This window comes from Arthrobacter sp. JZ12, from assembly GCF_035189165.1.
Lineage (GTDB): Bacteria > Actinomycetota > Actinomycetes > Actinomycetales > Micrococcaceae > Arthrobacter_D.
In genome coordinates, this window is the sequence record NZ_CP045246.1 from 1,064,822 (window position 1) to 1,079,448 (window position 14,627).

Genomic DNA, 14,627 nt, shown 5'->3' on the forward strand with positions numbered 1-14,627 from the left:
GATTTCACTTATGTAAACGAAGATTAACTTCACCTTCACCGGCGGATTGGTGCTCGGTGAGGTGCGTTTTACGCGCCCGCAACACAGCAGGCGGGAAGGCGTAACGCCTTTTCCATAGCGTCGATGCATGACTTTGCAACTCGACCACACACCGGTAATTGATTCAGTAACGACTACTGACGGCAGCTGGTATCCCATCTGCCGGCTCGATGACCTTGAGCTCTGCTGGGGCGAGGCGGCGCTTATTCACGGGCGCCAGGTGGCTCTCTTCCGGGTGAGCTCAACCGAGGTCTTCGCGGTTTCGCACAGGGACCCCGTGAGCGGTTCACAGGTGATGGCACGCGGAATCGTGGGCTCGAAGGGCCAACGGTTCACCATCACCTCGCCGCTGCACAAGGAGGTCTACTTTCTGGACTCCGGCGAACCCGTAGCGGGAACAGGGACGGCGCTACGCAGTTTCCCGACGCGGGTAATCGACGGAACGGTGGAAGTGCTCGTCTAGAGCCCGAGCGCTTCCTCGACATCGCGGATCACGGCATCAAGCCTGGTCCGCGATGTTGTTTTCGCCTCGGTCAGTTCCGCCGCGGAATCCACGGGCTCGATCACCTCGAGGTAGCACTTCAGCTTGGGCTCGGTGCCGCTGGGCCGGATGATCACGCGCGTCTCGTCGCGAGTCACGTACAGCAGCCCATCGGTCGGCGGCAGGTTGGCACCCTCCGCCAGGTCCTCGGCGACCACCAAGTCGGAGCCCGCAAATGACGACGGCGGTGCCTCCCGAAGGCGATTCATCATCGCTCCCAGCAAGCCCAGGCTGGCGACACGCACAGACAGTTGGTCGCTGACGTGCAGCCCGTGGACGAGGGCGAGCTCGTCGAGGACGTCGAACAGGGTTCTGCCTTCAGCCCGGCAGGCCGCGGCGAACTCGGCCAACAGGAGCGCCGCCGATAGCCCGTCCTTGTCCCGCACCAGCTCCGGCGCGACGCAATAGCCGAGTGCCTCCTCGTAGCCATAGGCCAGGTTCGGCACACGGGAGATCCATTTGAAGCCTGTCAGCGTTTGCGCGTGCTCAACTCCTGCAGCCTCGGCGATCCGGGACAACAGGCGGGAGGACACGATGGAGTTGGCGAAGACCGGGTTGCCGGGGTTGCCCGCGCTGGAGTTGCCCGCGCTGCCGGGTCCGCTTGTTTCTCGTGCTGCAGAAAGCCGGTGCGCCAGGTGCAGGCCCAGCAGTGCGCCGGTCTCGTCTCCGCGGAGCATCCGCCATTCACCCGTTGCCGGATCCTTGGCGGCGGCGGCCATGCGGTCGGCGTCGGGATCATTGGCCAGGACCAGGTCTGCGTCCTGCTCGGCGGCGGCCGCCAGGGCAAGGTCCAGCGCTCCGGCTTCCTCAGGGTTGGGGAACTCGACGGTGGGGAAGGCCGGGTCCGGCTCAGCCTGCTCGGGGACCACGAACACGTTCTCGAATCCGGCGGACGCCAGCACATTCTGGGCCGTGCGACCCCCGACTCCGTGCATCGGCGTCAGCACGATCTTCAGATCCCGGGCCGGGAAAGTCTGGGCATCCGCAAGGGCCACCACAGACGCCACGTAGTCGGTCTCGATGCTCTCGGGGAGGACGCTCCAGCCCTCGTCCGCGAGCTCAATCCGCTCGACGGCCGCGATGTGCCTCGCGATGTCGGCGTCATGCGGCGCGACGATCTGGACGCCGCGCGCGGTTTCCTCCACGGCACGCCCACCGAGGTACACCTTGTACCCGTTGTCCTCCGGCGGGTTGTGACTCGCGGTCACCATGATGCCGACCTCGCACTCCAGGGCGCGAACCGCGTAGGCGAGCACCGGCGTCGGGAGCTCAGAGGGCATCAGGAAGGTTTGCAGGCCTGCGGCAGTGAAGATGGCCGCGGTTTCCTCGGCGAAGACGCGCGAGTTGCGCCGCGCATCGAAGCCGACGACGGCGCGCGGCGCGTAGGCGCCCTTGGCCAGGTCGAGCGCGTGGGCCGCAACGCCGGCGGCGGCACGCCGCACCACCACCCGGTTCATCCGGTTGGGGCCGGGGCCGAGGGCGGCACGCAGGCCGGCCGTCCCGAAAACCAGCGGCCCGCTGAAGGCGTCCTCGAGCTGCTGCAGGGCAGCTGCCTGGCCGGCGTCGTCGTCGTTCCCGGCGCGGGCGAGCAGCTGCTCAAGTTCCGTGCGGGTTTCCTGGTCCGGGTCCTGGGCAGCCCACTCGCGGGCCTGCGTGAAGAGGTCCATCATCACAGCCTGCCGATGATGTCGGCGAGCAGGCGGGAGATGCGCGGGCCGGCTGCCTGGCCGGCTTCGAGCACCTCCGCGTGGCTCAGCGGCACCGGGCTGATGCCTGCCGCGAGGTTGGTCACGAGCGACATGCCGAAGACCTCCATTCCGGCGTGGCGTGCGGCGATCGCCTCCAGGGCGGTGGACATGCCGACCAGGTCCGCACCGATCCGCTTGGCGTACTGGACTTCCGCGGGCGTCTCGTAGTGGGGGCCGGTGAACTGGGCGTAGACGCCCTCGTCGAGGCTCGGGTCCACTTCGCGGGCCAGTTGGCGCAGGCGGGAGGAGTAGAGGTCGGTGAGATCAACGAAGGTGGCACCCTCGAGCGGCGACGTGGCGGTGAGGTTGATGTGGTCGCTGATCAGGACCGGCGTGCCGGGCGCCCAGCGCTCCTGGAGACCGCCGCAACCGTTGGTGAGCACCAGCGTCTTGGCGCCGGCGGCAGCTGCCGTACGTACGCCGTGGACGACGGCGCGGACGCCGCGGCCCTCGTAATAATGAGTGCGCGCGCCGAGCACAAGGGCGCGCTTGCCGGCGGGAGTGAGGATCGAGCGGACGGTTCCCACATGGCCCGCGACGGCGGGGGCGGTGAAGCCTGGAATGTCCGCGGCCTTGAGCGTGTGGGTGGTCTCGCCGATCAGCTCGGCCGCCTCACCCCAGCCCGAGCCGAGAACGAGGGCGATGTCGTGTGCCGGGACTTCGGTTGCCTGGGCGATATGGTCTGCCGCAGCGCGTGCGAGGTCGAACGGGTCCGCAGTGGAGTCGTCAATCACCGGTCCAACCTATCGCTCGGCCCGGCGTTGTTCCACCTGATTCGCCCCTTCGAACTGGTGATCGCAGCGTTTGAGGGCTGCGATGGGATAGGACACAATGGCACGTGTGACGAGTCAACTGGATTTCAGCGCCCTCCGTATCGCGATTCTCGGGGGAGGTCCGGGCGGTTATGAAGCGGCCATGGTTGCCGCCTCACTTGGAGCGACGGTCACCATCGTCGAGCGGAACGGGCTCGGCGGGTCCGCGGTGCTTACCGACGTCGTGCCCTCCAAGACGCTCATCGCCACCGCCGACACCATGGCCCGGGTGGCCAATGCCCACAACCTTGGCGTGAAGTTCGACGACGCAACCGCCGCGTACGCCGACTTCGCCCAGGTGAACGAGCGGCTGCTGAACCTCGCCGCCAACCAGTCCGGCGACATCACGGCCGCCCTCGAGCGGGTCGGCGTGAAGATCATCATCGGATCCGGGCGGCTCCTCGACAACCACAAGCTCGAGGTGGAAACCGACGCCGGCACCACCACCGTAGAGGCGGACGCGATCCTTCTCGCCGTCGGCGCCCATCCGCGCGAGCTCCCGACCGCCGTTCCGGACGGCGAGCGGATCTTCAACTGGAAGCAGATCTACAACCTGACGGAGGTGCCGGAGCACCTGATCGTCATCGGGTCGGGCGTGACCGGTGCGGAGTTCGCGTCGGCGTACCACGGCCTGGGCGCTGACGTGACGCTGATCTCCAGCCGCGACCGTGTGCTCCCCGGCGAGGACCAGGACGCCGCCGAGGTGCTGGAGAACGTCTTCCGGGCACGGGGCATGACCGTGCTCTCGAAGTCCCGGGCCGAGGGCGTGGAGCGGCGCGGCGACGGCGTGCGAGTAACGCTGTCCGACGGCCGCACCGTGGACGGCAGCCACTGCCTCGTGGCAGTGGGCGCCATCCCGAATACGGAGGGGATCGGGCTCGAGGAGGCCGGAGTGGCCGTCACCGAGACCGGGCACATCAAGGTCGACGGCGTTTCCCGCACCACCGCGCCGAACGTGTACGCCGCAGGCGACTGCACCGGCGTGCTGGCGCTCGCCTCGGTAGCTGCAATGCAGGGCCGGATCGCCATGGCGCACCTCATGGGAGACACCGTCACCCCGCTGAAGCTCAAGCAGGTGGCGTCCAACATCTTCACGGCTCCCGAGATCGCGTCCGTGGGCGTGTCCGAGGCCGACGTCGAATCCGGCCAGTACCAGGGTGACGTCTTCAAGCTCTCGCTCAGCACCAACCCGCGCGCCAAGATGATGAACGTCAAGGACGGCTTTGTGAAGATCATTGCCCGCAAGGGGTCGGGGACCGTAATCGGCGGCGTGGTGGTTGCTCCGCGCGCGTCCGAGCTGATCTTCCCGCTGGCGCTCGCCGTCACCAAGAAGCTTCACGTGGACGACGTCGCAAACACCTTCACCGTCTACCCCTCGTTGACCGGGTCCATCTCCGAGGCCGCCCGCCGCCTCCACGTGCACCTCTAGCCCCTCGCTCCCGCCTCCCATTCCTTCTGCAAGGCGGGCCGGATTGCCCAGGTTCTGCCGCCGTCGTCGTTGTTGTTGCGGCGTGTCGCGGAGTGACACGCCGCTCCAGGCTTAGAAGGCGGGCAATCCGGTCCGGCGCTATGGCGGCCACCGCTCCTGCACAGTGCAGCCGATTCCGTGCGGGCCATCCACATCCTGGGGACCGCGCTGCTGCGTAGTGGTTCGCGCGAGTGAAGTTGAGGCGTGGACGCAATGGCAGTGCTGCGACGTGCAGGCGGTGTGGCGCGAACCCAAACGCTTAGAGATTCCGGGGTCAGTAAACGACAGATTGCTGGTTTCGTTGCGCGTGGGCAGATCGTGCGGCTGCGCTCCGGAGTGCTGGCGCTTCCCGATGCTCCGGCAGATATCCGGACGGCACTGGTGAACAACGGTCTTCTTACCTGTGCGTCTGCTGCCCACTACTACCAGCTGTGGTGTCTGACGCCTCCATCCCGGCTTCACCTGAGTTGCCTGCACGGGCGGGGGAGCGGCTATGCCAATCACCGCGAACGAACAGTTCCAGTTCACCCCTACCTTCCCCTGGTTGGTGTGGTGGATGTGCTGGTACACGCGCTGCAGTGCCTTCCGCCGGTCGAAGCAGCAGCGATGGTGGAGTGCTCGCTCCGACGAGGTGACACGGTGCGGCACTTTCTGCAGGAGCGGCTGCAGGGTGACCGGAATGGGCGGGCTCGGGCCGCACTCGACCTGGTGACCGGGTGCGCCGATTCTGCCATTGAGGTGGTAGCCCGTGTGCTCTTCCGGGGCGCGGGCTTTCACGTGGAGACACAGGTGCCGATCGACGGCGTGGGGCGGGTCGACTTCCTGCTCGAGGGATTTCTGGTGGTGGAGATCGACGGCGCTGCCTTCCACTCAGACCGCCGAGCGCTCCGCCGCGACCTGATCCGCAACAACAGGACCATCCTGGGCGGCTATCTGGTCCTGCGCTACAGCTACGAGGACATCATGTTCCACCAGGAGGACGTCCTTGCTGAGGTACGCGCGGTCCTCTCCGGGCGAGTCGTTCGCTAATTGGCGTGCCGGATTGCCCGTCTTCTCCCGCCGTCACCCATCGTTTCGCGGCGTGCCGCCCGCGACACGCCATGCAAGGTCCCAGAAGGTGGGCAATTTGGGCCGCGGGGCCGGACCAGGGAAGGGGTTAGGGCTAGACGGCGGCAGGCTGGAAGTGCTGCTCGATGATCGCCTTGATGTCGCTGTGGCAGCCCCCACAGCCCGTGCCGGCCCTCGTGGACGCCGACACTTCCGCCACCGTCGAACAGCCGACGACGGCGGCCTGCTCGATACTGCCCCGGCTCACCCCCGCACACCGGCACACCACCGCGGCAGGGTCGGACGATGACGACGACGGCGCCGCCGCCTCCTCGGCCCCGTCCAGCCGCAGCAGGCTCGACCGGTCGGCGGGCAGCACCCCGCCGCTCTCGAACAGGAGCACCAGCTCGGCTCCCGTGCGCGGCATTCCGACGCACACGAGGCCCTGCAGCACACCATCCCGGGTGATCATCTTCGCGTAACGTCCCTGCTGCGGGTCGGCCCAGAGTGCGACGGCGGTTCCGTCGTCGTGCGCTGCCCAGGGGTCGGCCGAGACATCGCCGGCCATCACTGCGTCCAGTCCGCGTGCCTTCAGCATCACCACCGGCGGCAACACCGCCTCCACATACTCGGAAGCGACGGCCGGCGAACCAGCAGAACCGGTCAACTCGGCAACGAACGCCTCCGCCAGCCACTCGGCCTGCCGCCATCCCGGCCCGATCAGGCCAGACGGCGCCGTGTTCCGCCTACACTCAACGCACGACGCCGACGCGCACCGCACCTCGGCACAGTCACCGATGGCGTACACATGCTCGTCGTGGTGCGCCTGCAGCGAGTGCCCCACGAGGATCCCCGAATCAACGGGCAGCCCCGCACCCTCGGCAAGTTCAATCCGAGGCCGTACACCGCAGGACAGCACCAGCAGGTCCCCGGACACCAGCCGGCCATCGTCCAGGCGCAATCCGGTGAACACGCCGTCGTCGTCGTGCTCGAGGCCAACAGCCTTGGCACCCGACACCAGCCGCACCCCCTGCGCACGGAGAGCGGAGGACAGCACCCGGCCGCCGCCGTCGTCAATGTTGCGGGCCAGCGGATAGTCGCCGTGATGCACCACGGTGACCCGAGCGCCTTCCTTCGCCGCGGCCAGCGCCGCCTCAAGGCCCAGAATGCCGCCGCCAAGAATCACCACGTCGCCCCGGCGTTCGACGACGGAGCGCAACTCACGCGCGTCGGCCAGGTCCCGCAGCGCCGTGACGCCGGTCGGCAAGGTCGGGCGAAGGGGATCGGGGTTCAGCCCGGCGAGGTACGGGATGACCGGGCGTGCACCGGTCGCCAGAACCAGTCGGTCATAGGGATGGACGGTGCCGTCGTCGAGCTGGATCTGCTGCCGCGCCCGGTCGATCCGGCGGACACCGGACCCGAGCAGCACTTCGGCCCCGAGCCCGGCCAGCCGCGAGGGGTCGCTCAACGTGATCGAATCCTCGGAGGTCCGGCCCACCCCGACGTCGGCAACCAGCACGCGGTTGTACGCTGCCTCCGGCTCGGAACCGATCACCGTCAGCTGCACGTCCCCGGAGGCAACGGACGGTTCAAGGACGTCGATGAACCTCGCCGCGACGGGGCCGAAACCCACCACCACAATCCGCTCGGGAACGCTCATACGGCCACCGCCTCGGTCTGGGCGGGCCGGCGCACGCGCACCGACACCCGCGTTGTTTTGAACTCGGGCATCCCGGAGATGGGATCGGTCTCGGAGGAGGTCAGCACGTTGGCGTTACCCGCTCCCGGGAAGTGGAAGGAAAGGAAGACAGTGTCAGGCCGCACCGCCGTCGACAGCCTTGCCCGCGCCGTCACGGTTCCGCGGTCATTGCTGATTTCGACGTCGGCACCGTCAACAATGCCGAGCCCGGCCGCCGTCACCGGGTGGATCTCCAGCCTCTGGCCGCTGCTCGTGGCCAGCAGGTCACCTACGCGCCGGGTCTGCGTGCCGGACTGGTAGTGCTCCAGCAGCCGTCCGGTCGCCAGCGCGAGGGTGCCGTCCGCAGCCCGGCTGAAAGCCGACGATGGCGGCGCCACCGGGTGCAGCACGGCCCGCCCGTCGGGGTGGGCAAAGCGATCAGTGAACAGGCGCGGGGTGCCTGTTGAACCGGCGGGGTAGGGCCAGTAGGCGGGGACGCCGTCGTCGAGCATGGCGTAGTCCATGCCGGAGTAGTCAGCCAGCCCACCGGCCGATGCCGCGCACAGCTCCGTGAAGACGGTCTCCGGATCTTCCGGGAACGACGACGGCGCCTCCAGCAGCTCGGCCAGCCTCGCCATGATCCACAGCTCGCTCCGCGCGCCGGGTGGGGGAGCGACGGCGGCACGGCGGCGCAGGATGCGTCCCTCGAGGTTGGTCATGGTGCCCTCCTCCTCGGCCCACTGCAGGACCGGCAGGATCAGGTCCGCCTCAGCTGCGGTCTCGGAGCGGAAGAAGTCGCACACCACCAGGAAGTCGAGGCTGCGCAGGCCGGCCAGGACTGTGGATGCGTTCGGTGCGGACACCGCCACATTGGCACCGTGCACGAAGAGGCAGCGCACGCCGTCGGGCCGGCCGAGGGAGGCCAGCAGTTCGACGGCGGGAAGGCCAGGCCCCGGGATGGCTTCCTCGGGGACTCCCCAGACGCCGGCGACGTGTGCCCGTGCGGCGGGGTCGGTGATCTTGCGGTAGCCGGGAAGCTGGTCCGCCTTTTGGCCGTGTTCCCGCCCGCCCTGGCCATTGCCCTGGCCGGTCAGGGTGCCGTAGCCGTTGCCCGGAGTGCCCGGAAGGCCGAGGAGCAGGGCGAGGTTGATGGCCGCCGTCGCGGTGTCGGTGCCGTTGGCGTGCTGCTCGATGCCGCGACCGGTGAGGATGTAGGTCCCGCCGGGCTCGGCGAGCCGGTGGGCGGTCTCGCGGATGAGCTGCGCCGGCACACCCGTCACGGCCTGGACCCGCTCCGGCCACCACGGCATCACGCTGCGGACGATCGCGTCGTACCCCTTGGTGCGCCGGTCCACGTAGGCGTGGTCCACCAGGCCCACCGTGATCACCACGTGCGTGAGGCCCAGCAGCACGGCGAGGTCGGTCTTCGGTGCCGGCTGCAGGTGCCGTCCGCGTCCCTCTGACGTGAGCTCCGCCGTCGCGGACCGTCGCGGGTCCACGACAATCAGGCCGCCGGCATCCCGCGCACCCTGCAGGTGCTGGACGAACGGGGGCATGGTGTCGGCGGTGTTGGACCCCAGCATGAGGATGGTGCGCGCGGAGTCCAGGTCGGCCAGCGGGAACGGCAGCCCCCGGTCCAGGCCGAAGGCCCGGTTCCCGGCTGCTGCCGCCGACGACATGCAGAAGCGTCCGTTGTAGTCGATCCGCGAGGTTCGTAGGGCGAGACGGGCGAACTTGCCCAGCAGGTACGCCTTCTCGTTGGTGAGTCCGCCTCCGCCGAAGACGCCCACAGCGTCCGCGCCGTACCGGGCGCGGGTCTCGAGGACCCGATCCCGGATGAGCTCCAGTGCACGGTCCCAGCCGATGGGCCGGTGCACGCCGTCGTCGTCCTTCAACAGCGGTTCGCGGACCCGATCAGGGTGCTTCAGCAGCTCCGTGGAGGTCCACCCCTTGCGGCACAGGCCGCCGCGGTTGGTGGGGAAGTCGCGGCCTGAAACCTCAACGCTGCCGGGCGCGGGGCCCGGCACCGAAGGCGTCAGTGTCATGGCGCACTGCAGGGCGCAGTAGGGGCAGTGTGTCGGGGTCCCGGCGGCTGTACCGGCGGTCGCGGCGGCTGCGCCGGGGCCTGTGCTGGAACCTGAGGTAGTGCCGCACATCCTAGACGTGTCCCACCGACGAGCGGCTGCGGCGCAGGTAGAAGAACCACGTGACCGTCAGCATGAGCGCGTAGGCCGCAACGAAGCCGTAGAACGCGGCGTCGTAACCTCCGGTGGCGCCCTTCGAGGCGTTGAGCACCTGCGGGATCACGAAGCCACCGTAGGCGCCGATGGCCGAGATCAGTCCCAGCGCGGCCGCGGCCTTGCGCCCGGTGCTCATGGCGCCGTCGGACTTTCCGCGGAGGGCAAAGATCACGGGGATCATGCGGTAGGTGGAGCCGTTGCCGGCACCGGCAGCCGCGAAGAGCACCAGGAACAGTCCGAGGAAGAGCCAGAAGTTGGCCAGCGGCAGGGTCCAGACCACGGTCAAGGCAACCAGGGCCATGACGGCGAATGCGCAGACCGTGATGCGGGCACCGCCCCAGCGGTCGGCCAGGCGGCCGCCGTACGGGCGGGCAAGGGAACCGACCAGGGGGCCGAGGAAGGCCAGGGACAGGGCCGCCGGACCAAGCGCGAAGGTCGAGAATTCGGGGAAGGAGTCGAGGATCAGCTTGGGGAACACGCCGGAGAAGCCGATGAACGAGCCGAACGTACCGATGTAGAGGAAGGCCATAACCCACAGGTGCGGTTCGCGGAGAGCCGCGATGGAGCCGGCAAGGTCGGACTTGGCGCTGGACAGGTTGTCCATGTACTTCCAGGCGCCGAAGGCAGCGACGAGGATGAGCGGGACCCAGATCCAGCCGGCCAGCGGCAGGTTGAGGGTGGTGGCGGCGCCTGCCGCAATTGCAAGCGGAACAACCAACTGCGCGACGGCGGCACCCAGGTTTCCGCCGGCGGCATTCAGTCCCAGTGCCCACCCCTTTTCACGGACGGGGTAGAAGAAGGTGATGTTCGCCATCGAGCTGGCGAAGTTGCCGCCGCCGAAGCCTGCCAGAGCGGCAATGGTGAGCATTACTGCGAACGGGGTCTCGGGGTTGCTCACCGCGATGCCCAGCCCGATGGACGGGATGAGCAGCAGCAGGGCCGAGATGATGGTCCAGTTGCGGCCACCGAACCGCGGAACCATGAAGGTGTAGGGGATGCGGAGCGTCGCGCCGACCAGGCTCGGCATCGAGATGAGCCAGAAGATTTCCGCCGTCGAGAAGTTGAAGCCCGCGGCGGGCAGGTAGACCACCACGATCGACCAGAGCTGCCACACAACGAAGCCGAGGAACTCGCACGCGATGGACCACTGCAGGTTGCGGCGGGCGATGGCCTTGCCGCCCGACTGCCACTGCTCGCGGTCCTCGGCGTTCCAGTTGTCGATCCAGCGGCCGGGGCGGTGCACGAGTGCGGCATCAGCTGCTGTTCCGGTTGCCGGTGCAGTTGGGGAATCCGGGGTGACTGCGCGGTCAACGCTCATGGCGAACCTTTCGTTCAAGGGGCAGTACGCCCACAGTAGGAAAGGTGCGTTTCGGGTCCGGACCAGGTTTGTAAACGCGGTGTGACATCGGCCTATCCAGGCACGCAATGGGTGGTTAGCTGGAAGCAGGTGTCCACTATGTGGACGAGTTATCTCACTAATTGGTTCAGGTGGTGAGATTGAAGGCGCAGAAAATACCACGGCTGTGTGAGTGTTGAGCAGTCGAACAGAGAAAGCAAGTAACAATGTCATCGTCTTCATCGACAACGGAGTCCTCGGCCAAGCCGTTGAACTCCCGGGGACGCGTCATCTTCGCGAGCCTCATCGGCACCACCATCGAGTTCTATGACTTCTACATTTACGCGACCGCGTCGGTGCTGGTCTTCCCGGCCCTGTTCTTCCCGAACTCGAACCCGACCACCGCACTCCTGCAGTCATTCGCGGTCTTCGGTGTCGCCTTCGTCGCGCGCCCGCTGGGCTCGATCGTCTTCGGTCACTTCGGCGACCGCATCGGACGTAAGGGCACGCTGGTCGCCTCGCTGCTGACGATGGGCATTGCCACCTTCCTGATCGGCGTGCTACCCACGGCGCAGGTGCCCGGCTGGGCATTCCTCGCGCCCGCAATCCTCGTGCTCCTGCGCTTTCTGCAGGGCCTTGCCCTCGGCGGTGAGTGGAGCGGCGCTGCCCTGCTCGCCACCGAGAACGCGCCGAAAAACAAGCGGGCCGTCTACGGCACCTTCCCGCAGCTCGGCGCGCCGATCGGCTTCATCCTCGCGAACCTGCTGTTCGTGGTGCTCAACGCCACCCTTGCCCCGGAGGCCTTCATGGCCTGGGGCTGGCGTGTTCCCTTCATCGCCAGCGCCGTCCTGGTTATCGTCGGCCTCTACGTACGCCTGAAGCTCATCGAAAGCCACTCCTTCCAGCAGGTGCTGGACAAGGGCAAGGTCGTGAAGTTGCCCCTGGCTTCGGTTTTCAAGCGCCAGTGGCGCGCGATCGTGCTCGGCACCTTCATCATGTTCGCCACGTACGTGCTGTTCTACCTGATGACCTCCTTCACGCTGACCTTCGGCACGGCACCAGCCTCAGCAGAAGCAGCTGCTGCAGCGGCCGAAGCCGCAGGAAAGCCGTTCAACGCGGAGACATTCGTTCCGGGTCTCGGCATCGCCCGCGGTGACTTCCTCTGGATGCTGATTTTCGGCGTCGTCTTCTTCGGAATCTTCACCGTGGTGTCCGGTCCGCTGGCGGAGAAGTTCGGCCGCCGCCGCATGCTGCTAGCCGTAACCGCGGGTATCGCGCTCTTCGGCCTGACCTGGGTGCCGTTCTTCGGCGCAGGCACCGTCGGTGCAATGGTGCTGCTGATGGTCGGCTTCACCCTGATGGGCCTGACCTTCGGGCCCATGGCGGCGATCCTGCCCGAATTGTTCCCGGCCAACGTGCGCTACACCGGTTCGGCTGTTGCCTACAACCTCTCCAGCGTGATCGGTGCCGCTCCGGCGTCGTTCGTGGCAATCGCCCTCTGGCAGGCGGCTGACGGCAGCACCCTGCTGGTGGGGCTCTACCTGAGCGCAGCGGCGGTGCTGACGTTCATCGCCCTGTGGATCTCGCGTGAGACCAGGGACCACGACTACGACAACAACATCGCCTAGGCTCCCAAACGGCTAGCTAACTCCCGCTCTTCCCTCCTGGGAAGGGCGGGAGTTTTGCGTCTCCGTGCTGCCTCGGATGCTGCTTTGCCCGCAGTATGCAGGGCTTCTCTTCCCAAGTTTTCCGCAGGGAGGAAAGGACAGAATCATGTCCTGGCTTACCTTTGTTTGGGCGGGAGCGGATGGGATGAAGCAGGAAACGCTCGCGAGCGGACGGTACATACTCGACCGGGTCATCGGTACCGGCGGAATGGCCGATGTGTATCGCGCGCGGGACACCCGTCTTGGCCGCGACGTTGCGGTGAAGATGTTCCGGCGCGGATCAGCTGACGGGGTGGCGCGCGGATCCGGTGAAGCCCGAATGCTCGCAGCCCTGCATCATCCCGGCCTGGTCCGGGTGCTGGACATGGACGCCGAATGCGTGAGCGTCGAACCGGCCTACCTCGTGATGGAGTACGTAAAGGGCCCGGACCTGAGCGCGATGCTGCGCGGCGGGCCGCTTTCCCTGGAACGTGCGACGACGGCGGGCAGGGACATTGCGCGCACGCTTGAATACATCCACGGCCGGGGGATTGTGCACCGCGACATCAAACCCTCGAATGTCCTCATGCGACAGGGGGAGACCCGCAACGGCCTGTTCGATTTCCTGCTCACCGACTTCGGGATCGCTCGATTCTTCGAGAGCAGTCGGGTCACCGCCACCGGCAGCCTCATCGGCACGGCCACCTACTTCAGCCCGGAACAGGCGCGTGGAGACAGGGTGGGAACGCCCACAGATATCTACGCCCTGGGACTGGTGCTGATCGAATGCCTCACCGGCCAACCGGCTTTCCCCGGCACGGGCCTCGAAAGTGCGCTGGCACGCCTCAGCCGCCCGCCGACAATCCCCGAATCCTTCGGACCGGGCTGGCAAAGCCTGCTCACCGACATGACGCGGGACGATCCGCAGAGCCGGCCGACCGCCACCGAGGTGGTGCGCAGGCTGGAGACTTTGGACCCTGAGCTCACGGCAGAGGTTACCGGGCACGTATCGGACGAGGCGGATGAGGTTGCCGAGCGGCCTCTCGCAGCCGACGCGGCGGTCGAGCGGGTTGCCGACCCGGCTCAGGGGGTTTCGGGCTTGGCGGTGCCGGATCGGGACGTGACCGAGCCGGGTGGCGACATGCATACGGCCCCTGCTGAGGCACCACGACGCTCCAAGGGTGGGCGGCGCGCGCTCGGGCTGGCCGCCGTCGTCGTCGTACTGCTGATGGCTATAGCGGCAGTTGCCATGATGTTTTTCCTGGGACAGGATCCGGCCGCGAGCCCGTCGCCGCTGCCCACCGTGCCGGGAACAACCGGCGCGCTGCTCGACAACCTGTATGAGAGCGTGCAGCCGTGACCGGTTTGAAAGGCCTGCGGTACCTGGTCATGGCTGCGGTGTTGACGCTCGGCGGGTGTTCCCAGACACCGATTGAGAGCCAGGTTGCGTGCGAATTGCAGGCTGAGGTGAAGCACATTGCAGACCACACTGCGCGCGGCGATACAGCGGAGGCCCTCGAGGCGGCCCACGGGCTGGCGGCCCGGGTGCGAGCCGAGCAGGATCAAGGCCACATCACCGACGAGCGGGCTTTGCTGATCCTGCAGCGCGTGGACCAGTTAGTCGATCGATTGGCCGCTTCAGGGGCAGCGCCGGCGCCCATGGATGCCCCGGTGCCGGTCGCAATGCCGAAGCCGGAGCCCGTCAAAGCGTCGCCGGCGAGCCCCAAGGCCGCACCGACCCCGGAATCCGAGCCCGCGCCTGCGCTGGAGCCGGAGCCCGCACCCGCACCCGTGCTGGCGGCGCCCCCGCCGCCGCCTTCCGCCGAACCGGCACCACCCGCCCCGGCCCCTGCACCCATTGACACTTCAAACAGCGGTTCGGGCGCCGGTTCCGGAAGCGGCAGCACCGGCAGCGGCAGCCCAGGCGGGGGTCAGATTCCCGCGCCGGTGATCGTGATCAGTGCCGACGACGACATCGATGACGACGGCGGCAAGGGCCGAGGGCGGGGCCGCAGCAACGACGACTGATCCAGGCGGGCAGCATGACGCGCTACGGACCAACGACCCCGTTG

General features: G+C 67.6%; 11 protein-coding genes. 6 read left to right on the plus strand and 5 right to left on the minus strand.

All coding sequences use genetic code 11. The features are described from left to right. Positions 1-127 precede the first annotated feature (127 nt). Positions 128-502: a nitrite reductase small subunit NirD gene (gene nirD, locus GC088_RS05015; RefSeq protein WP_323961042.1), complete on the plus strand. Its 375-nt coding sequence runs from the start codon at positions 128-130 to the stop codon at positions 500-502. On the opposite strand, the gene GC088_RS05020 is transcribed toward nirD, so the two are convergent. Both GC088_RS05020 and GC088_RS05025 read right to left on the minus strand, forming a co-directional pair. Continuing rightward, a complete protein-coding gene (locus GC088_RS05020; RefSeq protein WP_323961044.1) occupies positions 499-2,247 on the minus strand; it encodes a phospho-sugar mutase in 1,749 nt (582 codons plus the stop codon). The two genes, nirD and GC088_RS05020, sit on opposite strands and share 4 nt — an antisense overlap. A gap of 2 nt (positions 2,248-2,249) precedes the next feature. After that, entirely contained in the window at positions 2,250-3,062 is an 813-nt protein-coding gene (locus GC088_RS05025; RefSeq protein WP_323961046.1) for a purine-nucleoside phosphorylase, read from the minus strand. A 106-nt stretch (positions 3,063-3,168) separates the two neighbouring features. On the opposite strand from GC088_RS05025, the gene GC088_RS05030 reads away from it, so the two are divergent. Beyond that, positions 3,169-4,569: an NAD(P)H-quinone dehydrogenase gene (locus GC088_RS05030; RefSeq protein WP_323961048.1), complete on the plus strand. Its 1,401-nt coding sequence runs from the start codon at positions 3,169-3,171 to the stop codon at positions 4,567-4,569. Positions 4,570-4,821: 252 nt separating this feature from the next. Further along, entirely contained in the window at positions 4,822-5,637 is an 816-nt protein-coding gene (locus tag GC088_RS05035) for a DUF559 domain-containing protein (RefSeq protein WP_323961945.1), read from the plus strand. 133 nt (positions 5,638-5,770) lie between these two features. On the opposite strand, the gene GC088_RS05040 is transcribed toward GC088_RS05035, so the two are convergent. The 3 genes from GC088_RS05040 to GC088_RS05050 all read right to left on the minus strand — a co-directional run bounded on the left by GC088_RS05040 (position 5,771) and on the right by GC088_RS05050 (position 10,891). Further along, entirely contained in the window at positions 5,771-7,315 is a 1,545-nt protein-coding gene (locus GC088_RS05040; protein ID WP_323961050.1) for an FAD-dependent oxidoreductase, read from the minus strand. Next, positions 7,312-9,378, minus strand: coding sequence for a molybdopterin oxidoreductase family protein (locus GC088_RS05045; RefSeq protein WP_416377499.1), 2,067 nt, complete (start codon positions 9,376-9,378; stop codon positions 7,312-7,314). The genes GC088_RS05040 and GC088_RS05045 overlap by 4 nt, the downstream gene beginning before the upstream one ends. Positions 9,379-9,490: 112 nt before the next feature. Beyond that, positions 9,491-10,891 (minus strand): MFS transporter, encoded by a 1,401-nt coding sequence (locus GC088_RS05050; protein WP_323961052.1) that lies wholly within the window; start codon positions 10,889-10,891, stop codon positions 9,491-9,493. Between the two features lie 245 nt (positions 10,892-11,136). On the opposite strand from GC088_RS05050, the gene GC088_RS05055 reads away from it, so the two are divergent. The 3 genes from GC088_RS05055 to GC088_RS05065 all read left to right on the plus strand — a co-directional run bounded on the left by GC088_RS05055 (position 11,137) and on the right by GC088_RS05065 (position 14,583). Then, positions 11,137-12,537 (plus strand): MFS transporter, encoded by a 1,401-nt coding sequence (locus GC088_RS05055; RefSeq protein ID WP_323961053.1) that lies wholly within the window; start codon positions 11,137-11,139, stop codon positions 12,535-12,537. 145 nt (positions 12,538-12,682) lie between these two features. Continuing rightward, positions 12,683-13,915: a protein kinase domain-containing protein gene (locus GC088_RS05060; protein WP_323961054.1), complete on the plus strand. Its 1,233-nt coding sequence runs from the start codon at positions 12,683-12,685 to the stop codon at positions 13,913-13,915. Continuing rightward, complete coding sequence (locus tag GC088_RS05065) at positions 13,912-14,583, plus strand: hypothetical protein (protein WP_323961056.1); 672 nt, start codon at positions 13,912-13,914, stop codon at positions 14,581-14,583. The genes GC088_RS05060 and GC088_RS05065 overlap by 4 nt, the downstream gene beginning before the upstream one ends. Positions 14,584-14,627 lie beyond the last annotated feature (44 nt).